Here is a 7085-nt window from a genome sequence, read left to right as displayed (position 1 = left end):
TTTGCTTTAGCACCATCAACCCATGGCAAGCGTAGTGTACTGGGTCAATGCTTAAACATCAATGACATTCATCGCATTGTCCGTGATGTACAAAACCACCTCATTGAGCGTGGCTTTGTTACCACCAGAGTCTTTATCGGCGATCAAAACTTATCTGACGGTCAGCTTGTCTTAACCATCGTACCAGGTGTCATCGGACAGATTAAGGCAGATACTTTAAGTAGCCCCAAACCTATTTATACAGTTTATACAGACTCTGCAGGACTGCCTGCCAATTTTAAGACTGCTCTGCCTTTTAAAGAGGGTGATGTACTAAACATCAGACAGCTTGAAACCGCCCTTGAAAACCTAAAACGCGTGCCAAGCTCTGATGCTACCTTTGCCATCATGCCAAGTGAGACTAACAAGGTGGGAGCAAGTGATGTACTCATCAAATACACCGCATCACAAAAAGTGCGAGGCAGTCTTAGCCTTGATGATTCAGGCTCAAAAACCACAGGTAAATATCAAGGCAGTACTACTATTAGCTTTGACAACCCCACTTGGCATAATGACTTACTTTATCTGACCTACAGTCGTGATTTGGGCAATCGCATCAATAAAGACGAATATGCCAATAAGACCGACAAAGGCGGCAGTAAAAACTATGGACTAGGCTATGTCCTACCCATTAACAACACCGTCTTTCATGCCAATGCCAGTCATTACACTTATCATCAAACCGTGGCAGGGGTGAATCAAGATTATCTCTACAGCGGTGATTCTGATAACATGAGTCTAAATACCAGCCACTTGGTACATCGAGATGCCAAGAGCAAAACATGGCTTACCATGGGCGGTTTTACCAAATCACAAAAAAGTCATATTGATGATACCCAAATCGATGTACAACGCCGCAAAATCTCAGGCTGGACGGCAGGCATTCGCCATGAGGCGCGCCTAGGGCAAAGTCAGCTAAATACAGATGTCAGCATACAACGAGGTACAGGAGCCTTTAATGCCTTGACACCACCTGAGAGTCTGTTTAACGAAGGCACAGATAGAACCCCTATCTACAAGCTCAATCTCAACTTTGCCACACCCATCAAAATAAGCGATAACTACCAAGCAGGTTATCAGGCAAACCTAAAAACCCAATACGCCCAAGAAGCCTTAGTCCCCAGTGAGCGAATGAGCATTGGCGGACGATACAGCGTGCATGGCTTTGATGGTGAGCGGACACTGTCAGGTGATATGGGAGCAACCCTTCGCCAAAATGTCAGCTTTCCCATCAAACAATCCAATCACAGCCTATATCTGGCTTTAGATGCTGGCAGTATCGCCATGTCCAATAAAGAACAAGACAACCTACTGTTAGGACACACCCTCATCGGTGGTGCAATCGGCATCAAAGGGCAAATCAAGCCACTACGCCTAAACTACGACTTCTTTGCAGGACACCCCATCAGACAGCCTAAATACTTTGGTGATAAAGATTGGGTCGGTGGGATGAGTTTGGGGGTGGCGTTTTAACCACATGGTTTTTAAATCAATGGGCAGACAAAGACAGGCAAATTCCGACCCAGGCCATCATAGGCATTGGCTTGGCTGGTGGTTGGGTGAGGGTGATTGTGCTAGAATGCCATGCGTGGTTATTTGGATTAAAGTATGTAGCTGCAAGCCACATTCCAGTTTTAAATGGATGGTGTCTCTGATTTAAGAAGACCGGGAATTGTAAGGGAGGCTGGTCATTGTTTTTTTAAAAGTGCATGTGCTATAATATCTACCAAATATTGCTATTTTGTTGCTAAAATAGGCAAACTGGCAGATGCGTTGGATGATTAAGAGCAGAATCTGGTTGTATAAGTGGGTGTGTCATGAACCGTTTTTGTTATCGAGTGATCTTTAGTAAAAGTCTAGGCAGACTGGTAGTTACTTCTGAAAAAACTCGTTCAGATGGCAAATCTGACAACCCAAGCACAGTCAGTAGTGCACCTTCTACGACATCATTGTTTGGATTGGGCTTGGGGTTTGGTTTAAAGACTCTTACACTATCACTTCTGCTTGGTCTAGGTTTGATCGCCCATGCCAACCCAACCACCATCATCGCCGACCCATCTGCCGATAAATCATCACAACCGATTATTCTGCCTACCGCCAGTGGCATCGTTTCTGTCAATATCCAAACACCCAATGCCAATGGTTTATCTAACAATCATTACAGCCAGTTTGATGTCGGCAATACTGGTGCTGTTTTAAACAACAACCGTCAAGCAACAAATACCCAAATCGCAGGCTTTGTACAGGCCAATCCCTTCATGGCTCGTGGCGAAGCTAATACCATCTTAAACCAAATCAATTCAAACCACCCAAGTCACTTGGGTGGTTTTATTGAAATTGCAGGTAAAAAAGCCGATGTCATCATTGCCAATCCATCAGGGCTTATCATCAACGGTGCTGGCTTTATCAATGCAGGCAATGTGCATCTGGCAGCAGCAAACAGCCAGGTTCATCAAGGACAGCCATCAGGCTATGAGGTCGGAGGCAATCATGCAAGTAACATCACAGTTAATGGCAAACTAAACCTACAAGGCACCGATTATGCCGCTCTCATCGCCAAAACCGCCCAAATCCATGATGAGATTTATGCAGGTAATACGCTTGATGTTATCTTGGGTGAAAACCAAATCAGTCTTCAAGAAGGTGATTTTACCAAGCTTAACGCCACCAATAAACAAACCAATGTATCATCTGCTAGCCAAACCACCAATAATAAAGAACAGCAAGGTGCCGCTCTTGATATTTCATCTTTAGGCGGTATGTACGCTGGTAAGATTCATCTTGTCGGCACAGACAAAGGATTTGGCGTTAACAACCAAGGGGCAGTGCTTGCAACTGGTACTGGGAGTAATGGCGGTTTAACATTAGATGCTCAGGGCAATCTTGTTAATACTGGTGTGATGTCTGCCAAAGACAAACTTGCCGTCAATACCCATAATCATGCTGTTCAAAACGATGGCACGCTACTGAGCGAACAAGCTGACATCACCATCAATACAAACACACTTAACAACACAGGCACCATCCACAGCACTCAAACTGCCACCATTGATGCCACTGATACTTTAAACAATCAAGGCAGCATTTATGGTGGTGTTTTACAACTCACCACTGGTAAGCTTGATAATACTGGCAAACTTATTCAAACAGGCACAGGTAAGCTTAATATCAGCACAAACACACTCACCAACACCAACAAGGCTGCAATTGGTCAAAGTCTGTATGAGCAAACCACCCTTGATGCACCTGCTACACCCAGCAGTGCTCAAAGTGCTGGTACTATTGGTAATGATTCTAAGGACAATACAACAGCCAACACTGGCAACTCATCAAACACTGGCACACCAGTAACCAAAGATACAACTAAGCCCATCCTAGTACCAAGTGCTGATGGTTTTATCACAGCCAAATCCTTAACCAACATAAACGAGCAAGCGCTCATCACCGCCACAGGCGACATCCATCTTGCCGCCAATCAGACAAAGAACACTCATCAAGCATCCATTGAGGCACAAGCCTTAAACACCAAGACTCTTACCAACACCGACAGTAAAATCGCCTTAGATGATATTAACTGGCAATTAACCCGCTTTGACAACAGCAAGGGGGATATTAGTGCCAAAGATGGTATGGTGATTGAGAGTGAATCTACTATCATTAATGCAGCAGGTAGTTTGACAAGCGGCGGTGATATGACACTTATCGCCAAGGACAACATCATCAATCAAGGTGGTGGTATCACTGCAGCAAAGCAAGCAGACATTACTGCCAAAGAATTACAAAACGGCGGCAGCATCGCAGCTGATAATCTCATCATCACACAACAAGCCGACTACATTCATACGGATGATGACAAGCTGATCGCAAACAATCTCATATTAACCACTGATGGCAAGCTAGTAAATCTAAGCCGGTTGACTGCCAATCAAGATTTGACGCTTAATGCCAGTCACATTGACAATAACCAAACAGGCAGCATGACAAGCGGTTATCACACCCAAATCATCAGCCAAACCAACATCACAAACCAAGGCTTAATCAATGGCGAGCAGACGCTCATCAAAACCAAAAACACCATCGATAACCTTGCTCGTGGCCGTATCTATGGCACGCATCTTGCCATTCAAGCAGATACACTAAATAATACGCCAGCAAAGTTAGCCAGTACACAAGACACCTCACAAGCCAGTCAAGCAGACAGTCAACATGCTGCCCCTGTTATTGCCGCCAGAGACCGACTTGATATTGGCGTCAATCATTTAAATAATCAGCCCAATCCTGATCGTGTTGGCAAATTTAATGAAAACTTCGACAATCAAGCCTTAATCACAAGCCTAGGTACGCTTAACATCGGGGGCAGCTTAGATGGCAATCAGTATGCCACAGGCAAAGCAAAAACCGTCATCAATCATGGTGCGACCATTGAATCAGTCGGTCAGATGTCTATTGCCAGTCAAACTGTTCAAAACAGCAATGCCGATTATCAAAAACAAAACATCAAACTTGACGAACAAACCAAGCCCAACCAAGTCTTTTATCGCCCAAGCAACACAACGCACGAATATCCAGAAAGTCAAGTAGTGCTTGGCTCAACATCTCGTGGGCTTGGCGATGCTGTTCTATATATCAAAGATGAAAAAGGCAATTTAATCAACCAAGGCGAAGATTGGCACAGAATCCAAAAAACGCTCAATACCTTTGAAGATCGCACGACAGCATCTGATCCTGCTCGTATGGTTGCAGGTGGCAATATCCTATTTGATGTCAATCATCTGACCAATGACAAAAGCCAGATGAATGCAGGTGCTGGACATCAAATCATCGGGCATGACTTTAGTAATGATAAAGATGATACGCTGGTAGGCAGACAAATTCAGCACAGCACCAACATCACTTCACAGTTTCATACTGTTGGTTGGAACACAACACGCACCAGGCACAGACACAGCTGGGGTGGCGTGGTTGCACAGGCGGATGAAAGCAAGGTGTTGGCAAGCTATCTGCTGCCTATTTTAAAAGCAAGCACAGACCATCAAACAGGTCAAAAAAACAAGCCAAGTGCGACTTTGCCTGATGTGCCCTCGACACTAACTGTACCGCCAGTGGATATCAAGGCGACTGGCATGTCATCAGCAAATACAGCAACACCAATCCATTTGCCCACTTCATCCTTGTATCTTATCAGTGGCGATAATCCCAATCAGCCGTTATTGATGACCGATCCTGCCTTTGTTGATGCCAAAAATTGGCTGTCATCTGATTATATGCTAAAAGCATTACAATCAGACCCAAATCACATCCACAAACGATTGGCAGACGGTTATGGCGAACAACAGCAATTAAGCGACCAATACCAACGCTTAACAGGCAGACGCATATTAGGTGATTATCAAAATAATGAAATTGCCTTTAAAACACTCATGGACAATGGCATTGCTCATGCCAAAGCGTTTCACTACACCCTAGGCATTGCCTTAACGCCAGCACAAATGGCAAACTTAACCACCGACATTGTTTGGTTGGTCAAACAAACGGTTAGCTATGAGAGTAAAGATAAAGACGGCAATACCATCACCAAAACAGAGGAGGTGTTGGTGCCGACGCTCTATCAAAAAACAGGCAATGCCAAAACAGGCACATTGACCAAAGACGGCAGATACAGCGGTATTACTGGCAAAAGTATTGATTTGCAGCTTGCTGGCAATCTAGACAACAATGGCAACCTCATTGCTCAAAACACCACCAACATTAAAGCTGATCATGTCAATAACAACGGCATTATCCAAGGCGACTTTGTACACATCACTGCCGATCAAGACATCAACAACCAGCACACCATCTATGCAGACAGTGCAGCAAGCCTTAATGCAGGCAATAACATCACCAATCAAAGCCAAACCATCACACACCAACATCAAAAAGGACAAAGCAGCTCATCTGATACCCAAATCAGTCAAATTGCCAGCATTCAAGTGGGCAGTGGTTTAAAAGACAAAATTGATGACAATGGTAAGCCGCTAACCACACTAACCATCAAAGCAGGCAATCATATCCTATATAAGGCTGCCAACACACAAAACGCTGGTGGCAGTACTCAGCTTGTTGCCCACAATGACATTCACCTAGACAGCATTACCCAAACCAAACAAGTAAACGCCATTGGTGATGAGAATAATTACTTTAAACACAGCCAAAGCACCGATGTGGGGTCAGGTATTGTAAGTAGCGGCAATCTGACTTTGGTAACAACAGCAGAACAAGCAGACATTACAGCAACCGCTGCAAATCTACAATCAGGTGGCACGACAGCGATTGTGGCCACAGGTGATGTGAGGTTTGAGGTGGGTCGCCATATTGATACTCATGAGGATTCAAACAAACTATCCAATAATAGCCTAGTTAAGAAACAGACAGAACAAAACCTATATAAAGCATATAGCAATACCAGCATTCAAAATCAAATTGGCGGTGAGAATGTGCTGATAAAATCTGGTGGCAACATGACACTTGTGGCAACCGATGTGCTTGCTGATAAGGATATTGTATTAAACTCAGCTGGCAGTATGACCATCGCCAGTGCTGCAAATACACAAAGCACCCATGAATATTCGCAGATTGACAAAAAAGGTTTGTTCTCGACCGCCCCCACATCAGTTACCTTGGGTAAGCAACGCACCCAAAGCGAATCAGGGTCATCTCAAACCACCCATACTGGTTCACTGATTGGTACAACAGGGGGTAATATCACAATGATGAGTGGCGACAGCTTAAATGTCATCAACAGTGATATTATTGCTCAAAAAGATCAAAACAGTAACGCGGGCAATATTTACATTCAGGCAACCGATGCCACCATCACCAGTCAAAACAAGACGAGCGATACTAAGCATCGCTTTGCCCAAAAAACCACCGGCATCACCGCCAGTGTATCCAGCAGTCTTGCTGGCGATGTACAAAGCATTAAAACTTTAAAAGACGCCACCCAAGACACCGACTCTCGCCGTGCCAAGCTCATGGGGACTTTAGCAGCTGCATCTAAAGTACGC

General features: G+C 44.5%; 2 protein-coding genes. Both read left to right on the top strand.

The window, feature by feature from the left end:
• The coding region (locus M2R47_RS08825) for a ShlB/FhaC/HecB family hemolysin secretion/activation protein (RefSeq protein ID WP_249102203.1) at window positions 1-1512 on the top strand (1512 nt) is incomplete at its 5' end.
• Between the two features lie 344 nt (window positions 1513-1856).
• Window positions 1857-7085 (top strand): two-partner secretion domain-containing protein (locus M2R47_RS08820; RefSeq protein WP_249102201.1); only part of this gene is annotated, 5229 nt, incomplete at its 3' end.

Origin of the sequence: Moraxella oculi (assembly GCF_023336735.1) — a bacterium.
GTDB lineage: Bacteria > Pseudomonadota > Gammaproteobacteria > Pseudomonadales > Moraxellaceae > Moraxella > Moraxella oculi.
The sequence above is the reverse complement of the archived record's forward strand: the minus strand, read 5'-3'. Positions and strand labels throughout refer to the sequence as shown.